Consider the following 21,353-nt stretch of genomic DNA (forward strand, 5'->3'; position numbering starts at 1 on the left):
CTTCTGCCGCGTTCTCTTCTGCCGCGTTCTCTTCTGCTGCGTTCTCTTCTGCTGCGCGTGTTTTTTACCGCGTTTTTTGTCGTTCTCTCAGGTCCTATGAGCTGCTCAAGCAGCGGCCAGCCACGCGACGTAATGCGCCGCGTCGGCCTCGATGCGCGTGGCATCGAAGGGAAACTCGATGGCGCGCGGCACATCGTGCGGCAAGCTGGCGAGCACCGCCGCGAACTGCGCGTCGTCCGCGGCCGGCGCGCTCGCGAAGCGGCGCGCGCCCTCGCCGGTCATCGTCTTGCAATGTACGTATTCGACATGCGCCGCAAGTTGCTGCGCGGCGTCGAGCGGCGCGACACCGCGCCACAACCAGTTGCCGACATCGAACGTCATGCCGAGCACGCCGGCGTGGCCTTCGCGCGCCAACGCATCGAACAGGCCGACGAATTGCGCGAGCGAGCCGCCCTGCTCCAGCTGACCATTTTCGACGACGAGCCGCGGCTTCATCCCGCGCACGCAAGCCGCGATCGCCGCGCCGTTCGCTCGCGTGGCAAAGCCGCCAAGCTGCAATTTCACAAAACGCGCGCCGAGTGCCGCGGCCTCGGTCACGGCGAGACGCAAGGCATAGATATCGAGCACGCCTTCGGCCGTGTAGAGCGAATCCGGCGTCGAGTAGACCGACCACAAGCCGAGTTTCGCCATTGCGTTGCCCAGCGAGCGCAGCGCTTCAACGGAGGCGTCGGCATCGCTCGCGAACAACTCGCGGCGCACCTCGAAGCCGCCGGCGCCAGCCGCCGCGCTCACGCTCGTCCACTTCGTGTGGCCGCCGGCGCGAACCGCGTCCATTCCGAATGCACTTGCGACAATCACCACATCAGCCATGTCGAAATTTACCCAACCTCGTTTCCGTACCGGCAAATGGAACCGGTTCCAAGCTGCGATCTAAAAAAAGCGCCGTTGCGCTTTGGTGTGCGAATAGTGCGCCGAGGCGATGGGAACGCACCATAGTGGAAATCCCCAGGCGCCAGCCTGAAAGGCTAGCTTTGGACGCCGAATTGGGTCGCCAGCCGTGGACGCCAGTGTGGGACGCCGAGCGACGCCGAATAGGAACGCCCGAGGCCCGGCGATCAGGAACCGTCCGCCAGACACAGCGCGAGAAACCGCTGCAACACCCGCGAGGGCGCGCTCGCGTGGGGCACCAGAATCGACAGCCGCCGCGTCAAGGGCTCGGGGCTCAGCGAGAACAGGCACAGCGCGCCGTCTTCGTGCCGCATCGACATGGCCGAGACGAAGCCGATGCCCATGCCCGCCCGCACCGCTTCCTTGACGCCTTCGACCCCGGCAATCTCCAGCGCCACGCGCATCGGCACGCCGGCCCGCGCAAACGCCCGCTCGACGAGCTGCCGCACGCCCGACCCGGCTTCGCGCAACACCAGCGGATGTGCGCCGAACGCCGCCAGTTCCACCCGGCCGCCCTCGCCGGCCGCGCCGCCCGGCTGCGCGAGGGGATGCGCGCGCGGCATGATCGCGACGATCTCGTCCTCGCGCCACGCGTGCACCGCGGTGTCCGGCGGCAGATCCGAGCCGACCGGCCCTTCGATCATTGCAATGTCGACCGAATCGAGTGCGCCGACGATTTCCGTGGTGTTGCCGTCGGCGGTATGCAACGACACGTCCGGATAGCGGCGATGAAAGTCGGCGATCAGGTAGGGCAGCAGATAACTGGCCGGCGTGGTGCTCGCGCCGATGCGCAAGGTGCCCTGCTCCATGCCGCGCAACGCGTCGCGGTACGCGTGCGCCTGGCGCCACGTGTCGCGCAGCCGCGTGGCGTAGCTGGCGAGCTGCTCGCCGGCGGGCGTGAGCCGCACGCCGCGGCCGTCGCGCTGGTACAGCGGTTCGCCGAATTCGTCCTGCAACTGCCGCAATTGCCCGGACACTGCCGGCTGCGACAGATGCAGCGCCACAGCGGCCCGGCTGATATTGCGATGCTCGGCGACAGCGGCGAACGTTATAAGTTGATCTGGGGTCATGATGGTCAATGTATCAGCTCAACCGATACTTTGCATTCTAAATCACGATTTTTCATATTGATATATCTAATTTAGGATTAGCCCCATCGAATCAAGACAGTCACAGAAAGGCATTGCGCCATGTCCACTGCACATCTCACTGCTACCGCCCCATCAACCGGGTCTTCGACTCGCGGCCATCTCAACGGCATTCTGTTCGTTGCGCTGTTCGCCGCCGCCGTGACCCGCATCGCGTCGATTCCAGCCATCGCCGGTCTGGGTTTGAGCCCGCTGATCGTCGGCATCGTGGCGGGCGCCATCTATGGCAACGCGCTGCGCGACGGCATGCCCGCAAGCTGGGCGGCCGGCGTCAACTTCTCGGCGCGCAAGCTGCTGCGCATCGCCGTCGCGTTTTTCGGCCTGCGCGTGAGCTTGCAGGAAATCGCCCAGGTCGGTCTGCCCGGCCTCGCGGAATCGGTGCTGATCGTGGTGAGCACGCTTGTCATCGGCACGTGGGCCGGCATGAAGATCATGAAGCTCGATCGCGACACGGCGCTCCTGACCGCGGCCGGCAGCGCGATCTGCGGCGCAGCGGCCGTGCTCGCCTTCGAATCGACGCTGCAATCGAAGCCGCACAAGAGCGCGATGGCGGTCGGCAGCGTGGTGCTGTTCGGCACGCTGTCGATGTTCCTCTACCCGGTGCTGTTCAAGGCAGGCTGGCTGCATCTCGACACGGTCGGCGCGGGCCTCTTTTTCGGCGGCACGATTCATGAAGTCGCGCAGGTGGTCGGCGCGGCCAGCAATGTGAGCCCGGAAGCGACCCACGTCGCGACCATCGTCAAGATGACCCGCGTGATGCTGCTGGTGCCGGTGCTGCTGGCGATCGGTATGTGGGTGAACCGCTCGGCCCGCCGCGCATCGGCATCCACTTCGGCCACGGCGCACGACGGCGCACAGCAAGCACCGCGCAAGCTGGCGATACCCTGGTTCGCGCTCGGTTTCCTCGCCTTCGTCGTGATCAATTCGCTGCATGTGTTGCCCGACACCGTGACGAACACGCTGAATACGCTCGACACCTTCGCGCTGACGATGGCCATGACCGCGCTCGGCATCGAAACCCGCATCTCGCAGATTCGTCAGGCCGGGCCCCGCGCGCTGACCACCGGCCTGATCCTGTATGTGTGGCTGATTGCCGGTGGACTGGGGATCACGTGGTCTGCCCAGCACCTGTTCGGTTAAGCCACCCTCGCCTGCAAACCCACCCCGCCGCGCGCGGGGTTTTGCGCATTCAGGAGAACAATCCGACATGCTCACACGGCATACTGGCTGCTGACGTAACCCGTTCACGCAAACCCGTTCATGCAACCGGAATGAGGATCGACCGATGAGCCTGGAACTTTACTATTGGGACGGCTTGCAAGGCCGCGGCGAATTCGTGCGGCTCGCGCTGGAAGAAGCCGTCGCCGACTATGTGGAAGTGGCGCGCGGCAAGAAGGCCGAGGGCCTCGGCACGAGCGCGATGATGTCGGTGATGAAGAGCGCCGACAAGCCGTATCCGCCGTTCGCGCCGCCGTTTCTGAAAGACGGCGATCTGGTGATCTCGCAGACCGCCAACATCCTGTTCTACCTGGGCCCGCGCCTGAACCTGGCGCCTGCCGTCGAGGGCCTGCGCTACGTCGCCAACGGCCTGCAACTGACGATCGCCGACGTCGTCACCGAAGCGCACGACACGCATCATCCGCTCGCCACCGGCCTCTACTACGAAGACCAGAAAGACGCCGCAAAACTGCGCGCGCACGACTTCATCGACAACCGGATTCCGAAGTTCATGAAGTACTTCGAGCGCATGCTCAAGCAGAATCCGGCCGGCGCTCAGTTCATGGTGGGCGACGCGCTGACTTACGTCGACCTGTCGATGTTCCAGCTGATCGACGGCTTGCTGTATGCGTTTCCGCGCGCGCTCCAGCGGTTCGGCGAACACTATCCGCGCCTCGCCGCGCTGCACGACGCGGTGATGACGCGGCCGAACATCGCCGCGTATCTCGAGTCCGACCGGCGCATCGCACATAACGAGGCCTGCATCTTCCGGCACTACCCCGAACTCGACAAGGCGTCGGCTTGATCCGCGCGGCCCCCCTGCGCCCGCCGGCTGCATCGCGCCCGCTTACGATAGCGGGCGCGATGCTGTTGCCGTGCGCACTTTTCATCCACCCATCACGCCCTCCACTGCCGACGTGCTTTCATTTCTGCTGAAGCTGCGCACCCGCGCCCAACGCCTGTTCCGCCTTTCCGATGCCCACACGATGCTGGTCTGGTCGGTGGTGGTCGGCGTCGCGGGTGCGTTCGCGACGATCCTCTTTCGCGAAGGCATCGCGCTGCTGCAACGCGCGGTGTCCGGCAAATCCGGCAGTTTCGTCGAAATGGCGCGCGGCCTGCCGTGGACCGTGCGCGTATGGCTGCCGGCCGCGGGCGGCCTGATCGCCGGCGTCTTTCTGCTGATCGCGCGGCGTTACGCCGCCAAATGCAATCACATCGACTACATGGAAGCGGTCGCGATCGGCGACGGCGTGGTGCCGGTGAAGCTGAGCTTGTGGCGCAGCGTGTCGTCGCTGTTCACGATTTCGAGCGGCGGCTCGATCGGCCGCGAAGGTCCGATGGTGCAACTGGCGGCGCTGGCCGCGTCGCTGATCGGCCGCTGGGTGCATTTCGATCCGGCGAGTCTGCGGCTGCTGGTGGCGTGCGGGGCCGCGGCCGGGATTACATCCGCTTATAGCGCGCCGATTGCCGGCGCTTTTTTCGTCACCGAGATCGTGCTCGGCTCGATCGCGATGGAAAGCTTTGGGCCGGTGGTGGTCGCGGCGGTGGTCGCCAACATCACGATGCGTGAATTCACGGGCTACAAGCCGCCGTACGAGATGCCCGTGTTCCCGCCGGTGGCGGGCGTCGAAGTGCTGTTGTTCGTCGCGCTCGGCGTACTGTGCGGCGCGGCCGCGCCGCAATTCCTGCGGCTGCTCGATGTCTCGAAGGCGGGCTTTCGCAAGCTGCCGTTACCGCTGCCGGTGCGGCTCGCGCTCGGCGGCCTGATGGTCGGCATTCTGTCGGTGTGGTCGCCCGAGGTGTGGGGCAACGGCTATAGCGTCGTCAACTCGATTCTGCACTCGCCGTGGAGCTGGGGCGCGCTCGTCCTCGTGCTGGTGTTCAAGCTCGTCGCCACCGCGGCCACCGCCGGTTCCGGCGCGGTCGGCGGCGTGTTCACGCCGACGCTCTTCGTCGGCGCGGTGGTGGGCTCGCTGTTCGGCCTGGGCATGCATGCGCTGTGGCCGCACGGCACCTCGGCGCCGTTCGCGTATGCGATGGTCGGCATGGGCGCGTTTCTGGCCGGCGCCACCCAGGCGCCATTGATGGCGATCCTGATGATCTTCGAAATGACGCTCAGCTATCAGGTCGTGCTGCCGCTGATGCTCTCGTGCGTGGTCGCCTATTTCGTGTCGCGCGCGATTGCGAAGACTTCGATGTACGAAATCACGCTGCGCCGCAATCGCGAGGAACAGGAGCGCTCGCGGCTGCGTGCGACGCAGATGCGCGAGCTGATCCGTCCCGCCGAAACCGTGGTGCCGCCCAACGCGACTGTGCACGACATGACGCGCGTGTTCCTCGAATATCCGGTGAAGTATCTGTACGTCGCCAACGAATCCGGCGCGTTTCTCGGCGTGGTCGCACTGAAGGACATCACGTCCGATCTGCTCGACAAGCGCGACACCGCCACGAAAACCGCCGCCGACTATTTGCAGCCGCATTTCGATGTGCTCACGCCCGACATGCCGCTCGGCGTTGCACTGCAGCACTTCATGGCGTTCCAGGGCGAGCGGCTGCCGGTGATCGAAAGCACCGCGCATCCGACGCTCGCGGGCGTGGTCTATAAGACCTCGCTGCTCGATGCGTATTTCCGCATGAATCCGACCCGCTAGAACTGTGCTTCCGTCACGCCGCGCGCGTACCGTTCGGCGCCGCGCCAACGGACGCATCGCGCGCCGTGCAAAGCGCGCCAGATTCTCTACAATGGGGAAGACGCTGCGGCGATTGCACGCAGCGCGCGTTACGCCAAGACGGGCGCACCGAGACGCCCGCCCTTCGATCGGAGTGAAGATGAGCGAACCTTCCCTCGATGCCGTGCGCCGCGATCAGGCGGGCTGGATTTTTCTGCATATCGAAGGCGAGCCGTACGATCGCGGCGAGCAGCACGGCCAGTTGCTCGCCACTGAAATCCAGAACGCGATCCGCACCGCCCGCTACCTCGCGAAGTGGGATACCGGCGAAGACTTCGATACCTTCGTCAACGCTGCCGTCTCGCAGTTCGCCAACAAACTCGACACCGAATTCGCCGACGAAATCCAGGGCATCGCCGACGGCGCAAAGCTGCCGTTCGCGGAGGTGCTGGCATGGAACGGCTACATGGATCTGCTGCAAAGCTGGTGGCCTACCTACGCCGCGCAGCAGCAACCGCGGCTCGGGCTGAAACCGTGGCGCGGGCGGCGCGGCCATCATTGCAGCGCGTTCATCGCCACCGGCAAGGCCACGCGCGACGGCCGCATCGTGATGGCGCACAACTCGTGGGACCGCTACGCCGCGGGCGACGCGTTCAACGTGGTGTTCGACATCGTGCCGGATCGCGGCAACCGGATCCTGATGCAGGGCCTGCCCGGCTGCATCTCCAGTCTCACCGATTTCTGGGTGACGGCCGCCGGCCTGATGGTGACCGAAACCACCATCTCCAACTTTGCTGGCTACAACGCGGCGGGTGCGCCGGAGTTCTACCGCTCGCGGCGCGCGTCGCAGTACGCGAACAGCATCGGCGAATGGTGCGAGATGTTCGCGATCGCCAATAACGGCGGCTATGCGAACAGCTGGCTGCTCGGCGACACCAAAACCGGCGAGATCGCCCGCTACGAACTCGGGCTGCACTATTCCGGCTTCGAAAGCACCAAGGACGGTTTCTACAGCGGCTACAACACCGCGACCGATCTGAAGATCCGCAACCAGGAATGCATCGGCGAAGGCGAGGACTATACGGACGTGCGCAAGAACGGCGCGCGGCGCTTGCGTTTCATGCAACTGGAGGAAATCCATCACGGCAAGATCGACGTCGAACTCGCCAAGCAGATGATCGCGGATCATCACGACGTCTATCTCGACCGCAACGACAACCCGTGCTCGCGCACCATCTGCGGGCATCTGGAACTGGACGACGCGCGCTTCGGCGGCACCGATCACGGGCCCTTCAATCCGTGGGGCGCCAACGACGGCAAAGTGGCCGACAGCGAAATGGCGCGCAATATGTCGTTCAGTGCGCGCTGGGGCCATCCGTGCGGGCGGCCGTTCGACGCGCAGGCGTTCATGAAACGCCATCCGCAGTGGAACTGGCTCAACGGGTATATGCGCGACCGGCCATCGTGGCCCTGGACGCGCTTCGAGGTTTTGCGCTAGAGGCCATCCTCCGCACTGGGTGAACGAGCCGTGGCACGCTGCGCTGCGTTGTTGCCGCGCCGTGCTGCGTCGCAACACAAACCCGGCACGACCGTTCGCGACGGATCTGCCTTTTTCCTGCCATCATTTGAAACCGACAACCTGGTTTTGTCGCATTTGCGCGGGCGTTGCGCAAATTTGCCATCTAAGATGATAGATGCACGCCGGCCGCGAACAGCAGCGCCGTGCGAAGACTGGCCGTCTTTTCGACGCGGGGACGGCACAGCGCTTGCCAAGCCGTTAGCGCCGCATGAGCTTAGGAGGTCGGGCGATGAAAACCTCGACACTGATGACGATGGTGACGCTGTCGGCCTCGTGCTTTGCCGCGCCGGTTCACACCGCGCCCGACAGCACCGCCGCTGGCAGCCTGGCCGAACGCGCCAACTCTGCCCCGGTCGCCCCTGCGGCGCCGGACGTCGCCGCCACGGACGACATCCGTCCGCAACAATGGCAACATATCGCGCTGCCCAAGTCGCGACATCTGGACCGAAGCTTCGCCGGACAGAACGAGCATCTCCAGACTTGATGCCTCGCGGCACCTGGTGGCGCCTGGCAGACGGGTTTTTGCGCCGCCCCGGCGCGGGGCCGGCAAACCACGGGCGGCAAACTTCAGGCGATGTCCAGCAGGCTCTCACCGGGTATTGAGCATTCGGCCAGCGGCAAAATTCACATCGAAGAGAAAAGAACAGGAGCGCTGCATGACCGCATCGGCTATTCCCGGCGAACCGATTGACCTGCAAATCGCCGACATACTGCGCGAAGTCCATTTCCCGGCCAACAAGGACGCGCTAGTCGACGTCGCTCGCGAAGCGGGCGCCAGCAACGAGGTGCTGTCGATGCTCGACGGCTTGCCCGAGCAGGACTATGCGGACGTGGCATCCGTCACCCGTCTGATCGGCGGCAACTACGGGCCGGGTCTGGGCGCATGAACGGGGAGCCGGCGGCGTACAACCCGCCCACGCTAACCGCCTCAAACCGGCGAGGCCGCCGCCATCCTTCCGCGCGGCGCCTTGCGTAACGGCCGCACCGCTTCACCGGCCGAGGCCGACACCGGCCGATCACCGTCGGCATACGCCGGCAGCCCGGCAACCGTACCAGCAACCGCACGCGGCGGCGCAGCAGGTCGCGGGTCGCGCGCATACTCGTCGGCGCGCTGGAAATGCTCGACGAGATGGTCGATAAACGTGCGCACCTTCGCCGGCAAATGACGGCGGCTCGGATAAGCAATCGTGATTTCGACGTTCGGCAGACGGTAATCGCTGAGCAACGGCACCAGCCGCCCTGACTCGAGATCGCGGCCGATCAGATAGCTCGGCAAAATCGCCACGCCCATGCCCAGCAGCGCGAACTGCCGCAGCATCTCCGTATTGTTCGCGGCGATCGCATTGGTCGTCCGCACGCGCACCTCGCCGTCCGGTCCGGTGAATACGCGCTCGTCGCCGCCTTGCTCGGCCGGCCGGCTCAAACACGGATGCGCGCGCAGATGTTCGGGGTGCGTCGGCGTGCCATGCCGCTCCAGATACGCCGGGCTCGCGCAGACCGTCATGTAGCCGGTCGTCAAACGCCGCGTGACGATGCTCGCGCTGCGCATCTGCCGCGCGACCATGATGCCGACGTCGAAGCCCTCTTCGACCAGATCGGCATGACGATCCGCCAGCGTGACGTCGGGCACGACCTCCGGATAGCGCTCGGCGTACGACTGCACGACCGGCGCGAGACTATGCAGGCCGAACACGACCGGCGCGACGATCCGCAACGTGCCGACCGGTTCGTGATTGCGCGCCACCACCATCTGCTCGACGCCTTCCAGGTCGTCGAGAATGTGGCGCACCCGTTCCAGATAGGTCCTGCCGGACTCGGTCAGCGAAAGACGGCGCGTGGTGCGATTGAGCAGGCGGGTGCCGAGCCGCCCTTCCAGATCGGCGACGTGGCGTGTGACGACCGCCGTGGATAGATCCAGCACACCGGCCGCACGAACGAAACTGCCGAGATCGGCCACTTTGACGAACACGCGCATCGACTGCAATTGATTCATGGGACGACTCCTGCCACGGTAACGCGGGCCGGCGGGCCACTCGCCACGCGTGTCGAGCCCAAGCGGCAAACGCGCTCAGGCCAGCCCAACGATCCGATTGTATCGACCCGACCATGTCCCAACCCTGACCCGAACGTGACAAAACGATCAGGTTCGCGGTCAGGTTCGCGATGCGCCCGCGACGCCGTTGCAGAGCCTTTTGCGGATTTCGACTAGGTATAAACCCTTATATTCTGATACCATAGCGCCCGACGGAAATCATCGCTCGATCGTTATGCCACATCGTTTTCAGCTTTTCGAAAAAATCGCGTTTTCGCTGGTCTGCTGGTCGGCCGCCGCCTGCTCGGCGTTCATCGCTTACGAGCGGTGTCCGGACATCAAAGTCGTTCTGCACGTCGGCGAAGAAGTCCTGCGTTATAGCGGGCAATATTCGTTCGTCTGCGCGACGCCGGTTGCGGACGCCTGCGCGCAATTGCCGACCAACTAGGCAAGAAGTAATCCGCCAGCGCCGGGCGGTGGTCCGGGCGTGTTCGAGTCACGCCCCGTCGCTCGCCATCGTTACGCGTCGCGCCCGAACACCACACGCGCGAAAAACCCCGCCAGCACCGACTCCGCCATCTGGAACGACACGTTCTGCGGGTCGACCGTGTAGAAGAACTGCACGCCGTCGCACAATCCCATCAAGCCTATCGCCAGCGTCTCGGCCGGCAACGGCAGCGGCGTGCCCACCCGCACCGAAAATTCGCGGATATAGGCGCTCAACTGCTCCAGTTTCTCGTGCATGAACGCGTTGAAGCGGATCCGGAAACGGCCGTCGCGCACCGCGAGCAGCTTCGCCTCGACCCACAGCAAAAAGCATTTGTTCTCGCGATGCAGCGTGCTGTAGTAGCTCAGCACGCGCTTTTCCATTTCCTCGCGCGACGCCGCACTCTCGAAAATCGCATGCAGACCCGCCTGCATCGTTTCGTGATCGCGCCGCAGTAATTCGAGGAACAGTTCGCTCTTGCTGCGGAAGTTCGAATAGAACGCTCCGCGCGTATAGCCTGCCGCCCCGGCGATGTCTTCGACACTCGCCGCGACAAAGCCTTTCTTCATAAAAATTGCCTGAGCAGCATCGAGCAGGCGCTGGCGCGTCTGGTCTTTGCTCTGCTCGCGTGTGAGTCGTTGCCTTTTCATGGCCGCCAGTCTAGCACCGGAAAGAATTTCAATTCATCTCGACATTCAGATACACCTGTGTATTAGAATTCAACCAATCATTCGAAGTCAAACGCGTATGCCGATTGCATCGGTTGCATCGGTTCGTTCTGCGCGTCTTCGCTGGCAGGCCGCTGCGGCTTGCCGTGTTCGTTCGCTGTTTCCAAGTTGGGGTCATCGTGAAGCGTCCCGGTCCTTCCGCATCCTCTGCGATGCGCCAGCAGTCCCATCGCTCTGCCCGTGCTGCCCGCGCCGCATGCGCCCTCGCGCTAGCCGGCGTCGTCATGCTCAGCGCGTGCTCGAAGAAAGAAGTTGCCGCGCCGGCGCCGCGTCCGGTGGTCGCCGTCGCCGTGCATGCGGACGGCAGCGCCACGCCGGCGGCGTCGTTGCCCGGTGAAGTGCAATCGCGTTATGCAACACCGCTGTCGTTTCGCGTCGGCGGCAAGATCGTCGAGCGGCGCGTGCGGCTCGGCGACGTCGTGAAGAACGGCCAGATCGTCGCCCGGCTCGATCCGGCCGATGCGCAGAAGAACGCCGCCAGCGCGCAAGCGCAGCTCGCGGCTGCCGAGCACAGTCTGGTTTATGCGAAGCAGCAGCTCGATCGCGACCAGGCACAGGCGAAAGAAAACCTGATCGCGCCCGCGCAACTCGAACAGACGACCAATGCCTACGCGTCTGCCCTGGCTCAACGCGATCAGGCCGCGCAGCAGGCGGCCTTGTCGAAGGATCAGTTGCAGTACACCACGCTGGTGGCCGACCACGCCGGCGTGATCACCGCCGAACTGGCCGACACGGGCCAGAACGTGTCAGCGGGCCAGGCCGTCTACAACCTCGCGTGGAGCGGCGATGTCGACGTGGTCTGCGATGTCCCGGAAAGCGCGCTGGCCGCGCTGTCGGTCGGGCAAACCGCCACGGTCACGCTGGCCGCGCTGCCGGGGCGCAGCTTCACCGCGCGCGTGCGCGAACTGTCGCCCGCCGCCGATCCGCAAAGCCGCACCTACCGCGCCAAACTCACGCTCGACAATCCCGGCCCCGACGTGCGCCTCGGCATGACGGCCGATATCGCGTTGTCGCCCGCGAACGCATCGGCGAATCAGCACAGCGTGTTCATCCTGCCCGCCACCGCGCTATTCCACGACGGCACGCAACCGGCCGTGTGGGTCGTCCGCGCCGGCGGCAACGCATCCAGCGCCGATACGCTGGAACTGCGGCGCGTCGACGTGATGCGCTACAACGAGCGTACGATCGCCATCGCCCAGGGCCTGAAAGACGGCGAACGCGTCGTGCTGCAAGGCGTGCACACAGTGACCGCCGACGAGAAAGTCCACGTGATCCCGCCGCTGCATCCCGAGGACTTCGCTTCATGAGCACCACGCCTGAAGAAGGACGCTTCAACCTGTCCGCATGGGCGCTGCGCCATCAGGCGCTGGTCGTGTTCCTGATCGCGCTCGCTACCGCATTCGGCATCCTCGCGTACACGCGCCTCGCGCAATCCGAAGACCCGCCCTTCACATTCCGTGTGATGGTGATCCGCACCTTCTGGCCTGGCGCGACCGCGCGCCAGATGCAGGAACAGGTCACCGACCGCATCGGCCGGAAATTGCAGGAAACGCCCGCCATCGACTTCGTGCGCAGTTACTCGCGCCCCGGCGAATCGCTGATGTTCTTCACAATGAAGGACTCCGCGCCGGTGAAGGATGTGCCGCAAACCTGGTATCAGGTGCGCAAGAAAGTCGGCGATATCGCGGCGACCTTGCCGCCAGGCATCCAAGGCCCATTCTTCAACGACGAATTCGGCGACGTCTACACGAACATCTACACGCTAGAAGGTGACGGCTTTTCCGCCGCGCAACTGCACGATTACGCGGATCAGCTGCGTACGATGCTGCTGCGCGTGCCGGGCGTCGGCAAGGTCGATTACTTCGGCGATCCGGATCAGCACATTTACATCGAGATCGCCAACACGCAACTCACGCGCCTTGGCATCTCGCCGCAGCAGCTCGGCCAGGCGATCAATTCGCAGAACAGCGTCTCGCAGGCCGGCACGCTGACCACCACCGACGACCGCGTGTTCGTGCGCCCCACCGGCCAGTTCAAGGACGTCGCCGCGCTCGCCGACACGCTGATCCGCATCAACAACCGCTCGTTCCGTCTCGGCGACATCGCGACGATCAGGCGCGGCTACGACGACCCGGTCGCCACGCAAATGCGCTCCGCCGGCAAGGTCGTGCTCGGCATCGGCGTGACCATGCAGCCGGGCGGCGATGTGATTCGTCTAGGCAAGGCGCTCGACCAGCAGACGGTGCAGCTGCGCAAGCATCTGCCAGCCGGCCTGAATCTCGTCGAAGTGTCGAGCATGCCGCACGCGGTCGCGCGTTCGGTCGACGACTTTCTCGAAGCGGTCGCCGAGGCGATCGCGATCGTGCTGGTGGTGAGTCTCGTGTCGTTGGGCGTGCGCACCGGCATGGTGGTCGTGATCTCGATTCCGGTCGTGCTCGCGCTCACGGCGTTGTGCATGTATCTGTTCGATATCGGCTTGCACAAGGTGTCGCTCGGCACGCTGGTGCTGGCGCTGGGACTATTGGTCGACGACGCGATCATCGCGGTCGAGATGATGTCGGTCAAACTCGAGCAAGGCTGGAACCGCACGCGCGCCGCGGCCTACGCGTACACCAGCACCGCGTTTCCGATGCTGACCGGCACGCTCGTGACCGTGTCCGGCTTCCTGCCGATCGCGCTCGCGAAATCGAGCACCGGCGAATACACACGTTCGATCTTCGAGGTGTCGGCGATCGCGCTGATCGCGTCGTGGTTCGCCGCGGTGGTGCTGATTCCGCTGCTCGGCTATCACATGCTGCCGGAGCGCAAACGCGAGGCGCATGAGAGGCATCTGCCGGACGATCACGAGCACGACATCTACGACACGCGCTTCTACACGCGCCTGCGCGGCTGGATCAGCTGGTGTATCGAGCGGCGCTTTGTCGTGCTGGCGATCACCGTCGCGCTGTTCATCGCGGCGATGGCGGGTTTCACGCTCGTGCCGCAGCAGTTCTTCCCGAGCTCGGATCGTCCGGAATTGCTGGTGGATGTGCGCCTGCCTGAAGGCGCATCGTTCGAAGCGACGTTGCGGCAGGCGCAGCGCCTGGAAAAGGCGCTCGTGGGCCGCCCCGAAATCGATCACACCGTGGACTTCATCGGCACCGGCGCGCCGCGTTTTTATCTGCCGCTCGATCAGCAACTGCAGCAGCCGAATTTCGCGCAGTTCGTGATCACGGCGAAGTCCGTCAAGGACCGCGAGAAACTCGCGCAGTGGCTCGAACCGGAACTGCGCAACCGGTTTCCGGCGATCCGCACGCGCCTGTCGCGTCTCGAGAATGGACCGCCGGTCGGCTATCCGGTGCAGTTCCGCGTGAGCGGCGACGACATCGCCATCGTGCGTTCGATCGCCGAGCGCGTCGCCGCGACGATGCGCGCCGACCGCCGCACCAGCAACGTCCAGTTCGACTGGGACGAACCCGCCGAGCGCTCGGTGCGTTTCGAAGTCGATCAGAAGAAGGCGCGCGAACTCGGCGTGAGTTCCGAAGACGTGTCGAGCTTCCTCGCGATGACGCTGTCCGGCTACACGGTCACGCAGTATCGCGAACGCGACAAGCTGATCAGCGTCGATCTGCGTGCACCGAAATCGGAACGCGTCGACCCCGTCCAGCTCCTGACGCTGGCAATGCCGACGCCGAACGGCCCGGTGCCGCTCGGCACGCTCGGCCACTTGCGCAACGATCTCGAATACGGCGTGATCTGGGAGCGCGACCGGCAACCGACGATCACCGTGCAGTCCGATGTCGCCGCCGGCGCGCAGGGGATCGACGTCACGCATAGCATGGACAAAGCCTTGAGCCAGATTCGCGACTCGCTGCCGGTCGGCTACCGGATCGAAGTGGGCGGCTCAGTGGAGGAAAGCGGCAAGGGCCAGACGTCGATCAACGCGCAGATGCCGATCATGATCATCGCGGTGCTGACGCTGCTGATGATCCAGTTGCAGAGCTTCGCACGCGTGCTGATGGTGGTGCTGACCGCGCCGCTCGGCCTGATCGGCGTGGTGCCGACGCTGCTGCTGTTCGGCAAGCCGTTCGGTTTCGTCGCGATGCTCGGCGTGATCGCGATGTTCGGCATCATCATGCGCAACTCGGTGATTCTGGTCGACCAGATCGAGCAGGACATCGCCGCCGGGTACAAGCGCTTCGACGCGATCGTCGGCGCGACCGTGCGGCGTTTCCGGCCCATCACGCTGACCGCCGCGGCCGCCGTGCTCGCGCTGATTCCGCTGCTGCGCTCGAACTTCTTCGGCCCGATGGCCACCGCGCTGATGGGCGGCATCACGAGCGCGACCATCCTCACACTGTTCTATCTGCCCGCGCTGTACGCCGCGTCGTTCAGGGTGCGCGGCGACGAGCGCGAGCCGCCGGCGCCGTCCGGCGCGACGCATACGGGGAATTGACCATGGCTACTTTTGCATTCCCTCGACCCTGGCGCAGCACGGCGCTGAGCGCCGCGACACTCGCGCTCGCCGCCTGCTCGTTCGGCCCGAGCGGCGCGCCGCCCGCGATGCCGCAGCCGGCCCACTACGGCGCCGAAGCGCAGCCGACGCAGACCGTGGCCGCGCAAGGCGTCACGCAGCAGTTCGTGGCCGGCGCGAAACCCGTGCCCGAATGGTGGAAGCTTTATCAGTCGGATGCGCTCGATGCACTGGTCGACGAAGGCTTGCGCAACAGCCCGACGCTGGCCGCCACCGACAAGAACCTCGCCGCCGCGCGCGAGCAGCTGCGCGCGCAGATCGGCAGTTCGATGCTGCCGACCATCGACGCGGGCGGTCAGGCGACCCGCAACCGCGCGCTCGCGATTCCCGAGGCCGGCCCGAATACGTTCCTGTACAACATATTCGTCGGCCAATTGCAGGCGCACTACACGTTCGACCTGTTCGGCGCGGCGCGGCTCGCGGATGCCGCGCTTGCCGCGCGCGTGAACGTGCAGGCATATCAGTTCGATGCCGCGCGCCGCGCGCTGGCTGCCAACATCGTCTCGGCGGCCATCACCAGTGCCGCGTTGCATGCGCAGATCGACACGACCGAGCGGCTTGTGACGATCGCCGACGACCAGGCGCGCGACACGCAGCGGCGCTACGCGCTCGGCGCGGTCTCGCACGCCGACCAGCTGAGCGCGCAACAAAGCGCGGCCAGTTTGTCCGCCAGCTTGCCGGGTCTGAAGCAGCAGTGGCTGACCACGCGCCACGCGCTGGCCGTGCTGCTCGGCCGCACGCCGGACGCCGCTCCCGACGACCTCGATCTGGCGCAACTGCATGTGCCCGAACAGGTGCCCGTGGTGGTGCCGTCCGAACTGTTGCGCACGCGCCCCGACATCCAGGCTGCGGACGCCGCGTTGAAGGCGGCGGCGGCCGAAGTCGGCGTCGCGACGGCGCAGATGTTCCCTAGCCTGTCGCTGAGCGCATCGATGGGACAAGGCGGCTTTAGCTGGCCGGTGGCGCTGTCGGGCGCCGGTGCGATCTGGAGCATCAGCGCGTCGCTGTCGCAGCCGCTCTTTCATGGCGGCGCACTGGTCGCCCAGCGCCGCGCGGCGATGGACACGTATGACGCCACGGTTTCGCAATACAGGCAAACCGTGTTGACCGCGTTTCAGAACGTCGCCGATACGCTCGCCGCGCTTCAGCACGACACGCAGGCGCTCGACGCAGCGAACGTTGCGGCGCGCTCGGCGCAGGGGATTTTCGAGGAGACGTCGGGGCGCTATCGGTTGGGCGCCGTACCGGTATCGTCGGCTCGTTCGAGCGAGCAGCAGTTTCGCAACGCGCGACTCGATGAGATCCGCTATACCAGCGCGCGGCTGACGGATACGGCGGCGTTGTTTCAGGCGATGGGCAATCCGCCAGTGGAGTCGGCGCCGTCCGCTGCGACGGTGGTGCCGGCGGGTCCGGCAGCGAATGCGGGTGCGCCCACAATCAACTAAACCTGGGATTCCGTAACGACGGTTGCGGAGTTATCCCCAGTTTGTGTTGACAGGGTTGTTGATAACCATGGGGCAATGAGCTTAAGTGCTTGATGCAGATCGGTTTGTCGTTCGCGGTGTCCGCGAGTGCAATGACGATTTCTTGCCAGGCGCGACCGACTGGCAGATTTGCGAGTGGCTCGCTTATCCACAGATTTTGTTGAAAGGCCTGTTGATAAGCTTAGGACAGAGTGTTTAAGTGCTTGAGTGCGCTTTGAATTCCGTTTCAGATGTTTTTGCTCGCGCGGCGCTATGGTTGTACGCCGCCATAGGCAAAAAAACCAGCCGCCACGCGCAAAAGAACATCAATAAACCCCAGCTTCTCCCACCGGCCGGTTCTTAAACCGCTTGTGCACCCAATAATATTGATCAGGAATCCGTCTCACTTGAGTCTCAAGAAAAGCCGTAATCCGCCGCGCGTCGACGGCGGCATCATCGGACGGAAAATCGCTTAACGCCTCGAAAATAGTCAGCTTATAGCCGCGATAGTCCGGCAGCACCTCGGTAACAAACGGCACCACCCGCGCATTACCCGCGCGCGCCATCCGCGACACGGAAGTCAGCGTGCAAGCCGGCACGCCAAAGAACGGCACGAACACCGAATCGCGCAAACCGAAATCCATATCCGCCGCCAGCATCACCGGCTTGCCCTCGCGCAGCACCCGCAGCGCGCGCCGCACACTATCGCTGCGCGGAATCATCTCGGTGCCGAAGCGGCCGCGCTGACGCTTGGCCATTGCGTCCAGCAATAGATTCGACATCGGCGTGTACAGCGAGGCGACCGGGTGCCGCGTCGAATACATCATGCAGCCCGCCTCGATGCCGACAAAATGGAAGCCGACAAAAATCGTCGGCTGGGCCTGAATGTCGGCGAGATCGATCGCGCTCTCCACTTCGACGAGACGCTCGAGCGCCTGGGCATTGCCGAACCATTGCGGCCCGCGTTCGACGTAGCTGCGGATCACATGACAGAAATGCGCGCGTGCAAGGCGTTCGCGCACGTCATCGCTCATGTCCGGGAAACACAGTTTGAGATTGGTATGCACGACCCGGCGGCGTGCGCTCGGAATGCGATAGAGCAGCGCGCCGATGCCAGTGCCGATCCGCGCGACGACGCCGTACGGCAAGAAGGCAAGCACGCGCAGCAGCGCTGTCATCAGACAGATGAGTATTCGACTTTTCACGAGTGGGACCCGGTGGATGCTGGATGGCAAACACGCCGGCCGCAGCAGCACGACAGCTGCTGACGGACGAAGTGGCTTGTGCGCGCGTCATACCGGGTCTCACGCGGCGCCTGGTTCGAAGAAGTACGTCTCGCTCGCGGCGAAACGCAGCGGTGCTGGGAGCTGAAACTGGTTAGGAATCGAGCGTCTCTGCGGGACCCATGAAAGCACCGCAGGCGTGATTAAAACACACCGCGCAGGCCGCCACAAAATCTGCCGGCGAGCCCGCCCGTGAACGTCCGCAAACGCCCGCCAGACAACGATGCGCACGCCCCAAGCCTAAGCTTGCTTTTTTATTACGGCGTCCGAGCCATCGCAACCCGGACGCTCGCACTGCCGCAAGGTTGCCTCAAGGTTTTCAAGCTTGCCGCAAGGTTGCCTAAAGGCCGCCTAAAGGGGCTGCCTCAAGGTTTGGTCGTCTCAAACAGATCCAGGATCTGTTTCTTCTCGTTCGACGAAACGCTCGGCGGCGGCACCGTCGGCGGCGTCATGCCCGCCGGCCCCACGCCGCCGACCGCGTCGCTCACGCCGGCGGTCGGATTCGCCGAGTCAAGGCCGATGCTCGCGACAAAGCCATTGCCAGGCGTCATGTCGGTGTAGAACAGTTCACCATCGACCACCGACACGCCGTCCGGCTGCGCCGGTTCGTCCTGCGGCACGCCGCGCAACGCGCGCTGCATGTACTCGACCCAGATCGGCAAGGCGAGCTGTGCGCCGAATTCGCGGCTGCCGAGGCTCTTCGGCTGGTCGTAGCCCATCCACGCAACCGCCACCAGCGATTGCTGATAGCCGGCAAACCAGCCGTCCTTCGCGTCGTTGGTCGTACCGGTTTTGCCCTGCAGATCCGAACGATGCAGCACGTTGGTGCCCGCGCCCGTCCCTGCGGTCGCGACCGAATGCAGCAGGCTGTTGATGATGTACGCGTTACGCGGTTCGAGCGTTCGCGGCGCATCGCGGCCGGCGGTCAGCGGCTGGGCTTTGGACAGCGGCTCGCCGCGCGCGTCGGTGACCTCGTTGATCAGATACGGATTGATCCGGTAGCCGCCGTTCGCGAACACCGAATACGCTCCGGCCGATTGCAGCGGCGTGACGAGCCCCGCGCCGAGCGCCATCGGCAGATACGGCGGCGTCTTGTCGGCGTCGAAACCGAAACGCTGCGTCACGAAGTCTTGTGCATACTTGGTGCCGATGAACGACAGGATGCGGATCGACACTAGGTTCTTCGACTTCTGCAGCGCGATGCGCATCGGCATCGGACCATCCGGCTGGTCGTCGTCCTTCGGCTCCCACGCGTCGCCGCCCGGCGTGCTCGACGGGAAGTACAACGGCGCGTCGTTGATGATCGTCGCCGGTCCAAGTCCTTTATCGAGCGCCGCCGAATAGATGAACGGCTTGAAGCTCGAACCCGGCTGACGCCAGGCTTGCGTCACGTGGTTGAACTTGTTCTTGTTGAAATCGAAGCCGCCCACCAGCGCGCGGATCGCGCCGTCCTGCGGCGTGAGCGACACCAGTGCGCCCTCCACTTGCGGCAGTTGCGTGATCTGCCAGTTGCCTTTGTCGTCGGCAACGAGGCGCACGATCGAACCCGGCTTGATCTTCGCGGCAGCCGCCGCGCGCGCGCTCAATGCGCCCGCGGCGAAGCGCAGACCGTCGCCCGCGATCGTCACCTGGGTGCCGTCGACCAGCTGCGCCTTCACCTGTTTCGGATTCGCGTCCGTCACCACCGCGGCGATGATTTCACCGTTGTCGGGGTGATCGGTGAGCGCGTCGTCGATCGTCTGGTCGCGGTCGTCGCCCGGTGCGGGCAGTTGCACGAAACCTTCCGGCCCGCGATAGCCATGACGCCGCTCGTAATCCATCACGCCCTTGCGCACCGCGCGGTAAGCGGCGTCCTGGTCGGCGGAATCGATCGTGGTGGTGACGTTCAGGCCGCGCGTATAGGTTTCGTCCTTGTACTGCGCGTACATCATCTGCCGGACCATTTCGGCGATGTACTCGGCGTGCACGCTGTATTCGTTGCCCGGATTCCGGGTGTGAATCTCTTCCTTGACGGCCTGGTCGTACTGCTCCTGGCTGATGTATTTCAGTTCGAGCATGCGCTTCAGGATGTATTCCTGACGGATCTTCGCGCGCTTCGGATTGACCACCGGGTTGTATGCCGACGGCGCCTTCGGCAGGCCGGCCAGCATCGCCGCTTCAGCCAGCGAGATGTCTTTCAGATCCTTACCGAAATACACGCGCGCAGCCGCGGCAAAGCCGTAAGCGCGCTCGCCCAGATAGATCTGGTTCATGTACAGCTCGAGAATCTGATCCTTGGTCAGCGCGCGCTCGATCTTGTACGCGAGCAGCATTTCGTAGATCTTGCGCGTGTAGGTCTTCTCGCTCGACAGGAAGAAGTTGCGCGCCACCTGCATCGTGATCGTGCTCGCGCCCTGCGAGGCGCCGCCGTGCATCAGGTCGGCCGTGCCCGCGCGCAGAATGCCCAGGAAGTCGACGCCGCCGTGCTCGTAGAAGCGATAGTCTTCGATCGCCAGCACGGCTTTCTTCATCTGGTCGGGAATGTCCTGGAAGCGCACGATGCTGCGCCGCTCTTCGCCGAACTCGCCGATCAGCACGTGATCCGCGGTGTAGACCCGCAGCGGCACTTTCGGGCGGTAGTCGGTCAGTGCGTCGAGCGACGGCAGTTGTGGCCCCATCACCACCAGTGCATAGCCGATGATCAGCGCGCCGACCACAGCGATCGTCGCCAGCAAGCCGACGAACCAGAGCGCGATGGAGGCGCCGAACGAACGGCGGCCGTCCTCGGCGTCGCGCGAGGCGGCATTGCGTCCTGGAGTGCGGTGGTAGGAGTCCCGGCTTTCACTAGCCGGAGAATGTGCAGAATGCGGTCGTTTGATGATTGGCATGACTGGAATAGTGGGCGCGTGACTGAACGCCTTCTGCGCACGCTCGCGGCGCGCGCAGGGATCGGTCGTCGCGTCTTAGCGTGAGGACGCCGTTACCGTCTGCTTGCCACAGCCCGAATTCAAGGTTCACGGCACCGGCAGCATACGCGGCAAAAAACGACACAAACAAACGGACCGCATGAGGCGCAAAAACGCCATGCGGCCCTACGCCCCCGGGCGGCCGCACGGCGCGCCTGGGACAGTGTCCGGCGCAACGTAACAGCGCATTTTAAAGAAATCAAGCGCCGTCCAAGACAGTTTTTTTGTAAGAATTCCCTTCGCGCTGCTTGTTTTGCGCCTGTTGCGGGGCCCGCGCCGCCGTTCTGCGCCATCTGCCCCGGGTTATCAACAGAAAATGTTGAAAGGCCTGTGGACAAGC

The 21,353-nt window shown here is 64.6% G+C and carries 16 protein-coding genes; 10 read left to right on the forward strand and 6 right to left on the reverse strand.

Features of this window, described 5'->3' with window-relative positions:
- Positions 1-105: 105 nt before the first annotated feature.
- Entirely contained in the window at positions 106-870 is a 765-nt protein-coding gene (locus AC3WLT_RS01625) for a sugar phosphate isomerase/epimerase family protein (protein ID WP_492590141.1), read from the reverse strand.
- 245 nt (positions 871-1,115) lie between these two features.
- Entirely contained in the window at positions 1,116-2,018 is a 903-nt protein-coding gene (locus AC3WLT_RS01630; protein ID WP_492590143.1) for a LysR family transcriptional regulator, read from the reverse strand.
- Positions 2,019-2,138: 120 nt separating this feature from the next.
- Here AC3WLT_RS01630 and AC3WLT_RS01635 point away from each other — a divergent pair, with 120 nt between their 5' ends.
- The 6 genes from AC3WLT_RS01635 to AC3WLT_RS01660 all read left to right on the forward strand — a co-directional run bounded on the left by AC3WLT_RS01635 (position 2,139) and on the right by AC3WLT_RS01660 (position 8,449).
- Entirely contained in the window at positions 2,139-3,236 is a 1,098-nt protein-coding gene (locus tag AC3WLT_RS01635) for a YeiH family protein (protein WP_492590145.1), read from the forward strand.
- A 145-nt stretch (positions 3,237-3,381) separates the two neighbouring features.
- Positions 3,382-4,119, forward strand: coding sequence for a glutathione S-transferase (locus tag AC3WLT_RS01640; RefSeq protein WP_492590147.1), 738 nt, complete (start codon positions 3,382-3,384; stop codon positions 4,117-4,119).
- A 112-nt stretch (positions 4,120-4,231) separates the two neighbouring features.
- On the forward strand, positions 4,232-5,965 hold the full coding sequence (locus AC3WLT_RS01645) for a ClcB-like voltage-gated chloride channel protein (protein WP_492590409.1): 1,734 nt from the start codon (positions 4,232-4,234) through the stop codon (positions 5,963-5,965).
- 178 nt (positions 5,966-6,143) lie between these two features.
- Positions 6,144-7,481, forward strand: coding sequence for a C45 family autoproteolytic acyltransferase/hydrolase (locus AC3WLT_RS01650; protein ID WP_492590148.1), 1,338 nt, complete (start codon positions 6,144-6,146; stop codon positions 7,479-7,481).
- Between the two features lie 310 nt (positions 7,482-7,791).
- Positions 7,792-8,046 (forward strand): hypothetical protein, encoded by a 255-nt coding sequence (locus tag AC3WLT_RS01655; protein ID WP_492590150.1) that lies wholly within the window; start codon positions 7,792-7,794, stop codon positions 8,044-8,046.
- A 172-nt stretch (positions 8,047-8,218) separates the two neighbouring features.
- Entirely contained in the window at positions 8,219-8,449 is a 231-nt protein-coding gene (locus AC3WLT_RS01660; protein WP_492590152.1) for a DUF2795 domain-containing protein, read from the forward strand.
- A 41-nt stretch (positions 8,450-8,490) separates the two neighbouring features.
- On the opposite strand, the gene AC3WLT_RS01665 is transcribed toward AC3WLT_RS01660, so the two are convergent.
- A complete protein-coding gene (locus tag AC3WLT_RS01665) occupies positions 8,491-9,555 on the reverse strand; it encodes a LysR family transcriptional regulator (protein WP_492590154.1) in 1,065 nt (354 codons plus the stop codon).
- Positions 9,556-9,829: 274 nt separating this feature from the next.
- Between AC3WLT_RS01665 and AC3WLT_RS01670 the strand changes: the two genes are divergently transcribed.
- On the forward strand, positions 9,830-10,042 hold the full coding sequence (locus tag AC3WLT_RS01670; protein ID WP_492590156.1) for a hypothetical protein: 213 nt from the start codon (positions 9,830-9,832) through the stop codon (positions 10,040-10,042).
- Positions 10,043-10,113: 71 nt separating this feature from the next.
- Here the strand turns inward: AC3WLT_RS01670 and AC3WLT_RS01675 are convergent, their stop codons facing one another.
- Positions 10,114-10,731: a TetR/AcrR family transcriptional regulator gene (locus AC3WLT_RS01675; protein WP_492590158.1), complete on the reverse strand. Its 618-nt coding sequence runs from the start codon at positions 10,729-10,731 to the stop codon at positions 10,114-10,116.
- Positions 10,732-10,961: 230 nt separating this feature from the next.
- Here AC3WLT_RS01675 and AC3WLT_RS01680 point away from each other — a divergent pair, with 230 nt between their 5' ends.
- From AC3WLT_RS01680 to AC3WLT_RS01690, 3 genes are read left to right on the forward strand one after another with little or no spacing between them, the layout of a single operon-like run.
- Positions 10,962-12,116: an efflux RND transporter periplasmic adaptor subunit gene (locus AC3WLT_RS01680; protein WP_492590160.1), complete on the forward strand. Its 1,155-nt coding sequence runs from the start codon at positions 10,962-10,964 to the stop codon at positions 12,114-12,116.
- Positions 12,113-15,244 (forward strand): efflux RND transporter permease subunit, encoded by a 3,132-nt coding sequence (locus AC3WLT_RS01685; RefSeq protein ID WP_492590161.1) that lies wholly within the window; start codon positions 12,113-12,115, stop codon positions 15,242-15,244. The genes AC3WLT_RS01680 and AC3WLT_RS01685 overlap by 4 nt, the downstream gene beginning before the upstream one ends.
- Positions 15,245-15,246: 2 nt before the next feature.
- Positions 15,247-16,767, forward strand: a complete 1,521-nt coding sequence (locus AC3WLT_RS01690; protein WP_492590162.1) for an efflux transporter outer membrane subunit — start codon at positions 15,247-15,249, stop codon at positions 16,765-16,767.
- A gap of 344 nt (positions 16,768-17,111) precedes the next feature.
- Here the strand turns inward: AC3WLT_RS01690 and AC3WLT_RS01695 are convergent, their stop codons facing one another.
- Both AC3WLT_RS01695 and AC3WLT_RS01700 read right to left on the reverse strand, forming a co-directional pair.
- A complete protein-coding gene (locus tag AC3WLT_RS01695; protein WP_492590164.1) occupies positions 17,112-17,990 on the reverse strand; it encodes a lipid A biosynthesis lauroyl acyltransferase in 879 nt (292 codons plus the stop codon).
- A 443-nt stretch (positions 17,991-18,433) separates the two neighbouring features.
- On the reverse strand, positions 18,434-20,935 hold the full coding sequence (locus tag AC3WLT_RS01700) for a penicillin-binding protein 1A (protein WP_492590166.1): 2,502 nt from the start codon (positions 20,933-20,935) through the stop codon (positions 18,434-18,436).
- Between the last annotated feature and the right edge of the window lie 418 nt (positions 20,936-21,353).

The organism is Paraburkholderia sp. FW306-2-2C-D06C (genome assembly GCF_058781505.1).